Origin of the sequence: Komagataeibacter melomenusus (assembly GCF_013155395.1) — a bacterium.
Classification (GTDB): domain Bacteria; phylum Pseudomonadota; class Alphaproteobacteria; order Acetobacterales; family Acetobacteraceae; genus Komagataeibacter; species Komagataeibacter melomenusus.
The window spans coordinates 1-523 of sequence record NZ_JABJWC010000117.1 but is presented as its reverse complement, the minus strand read 5'-3'; the positions used below and the strand labels follow the sequence as shown (position 1 = coordinate 523).

Here is a 523-nt window from a genome sequence, read left to right as displayed (position 1 = left end):
CCCCGACCGGGCCGATCAGGGTGGCCAGCATGCCGCTCTCGAACTCGCCAAGCTGATTGGAGGACCCGATGAACAGCATGTTCACCGCCGAGACGCGGCCGCGCATGCTGTCGGGCGTGCGCAGTTGCACCAGGGCACTGCGCACCACAACACTCACCACATCCGCCGCCCCCAGCACCGCCAGCGCAACAATGGACACCGCCATGGAGTGCGAGAAGGCGAACACCACCGTAGCCAGCCCGAATATGGCCACCGCCAGGAACATGCGCGCCCCGGCGCGGTGGTTGAGCGGTTTCCACACCATGATGATGGAACACGCCACCGCCCCGATGGCGGGCGCGCCGCGCAAAAGCCCCAGCCCCACCGGCCCTGCATGCAGGATGTCACTGGCATAGACCGGCAGCATGGCGGTCGCACCGCCAAGCAGCACGGCAAACAGGTCAAGCGATATGGCGCCCAGCATGTCGGGCCGCGCGCGCATGAAATGCGCCACCTCGACAAACGTGGCCAGCGAGAGCGGCAC

General features: G+C 67.3%; 1 protein-coding gene. It reads right to left on the bottom strand.

The genetic code is table 11. The annotated features are described in order from the left end of the window. Positions 1–523, bottom strand: a 523-nt coding sequence (locus tag HNW77_RS17310; protein WP_172159335.1) for an MFS transporter, incomplete at both ends; no start/stop codon positions are given.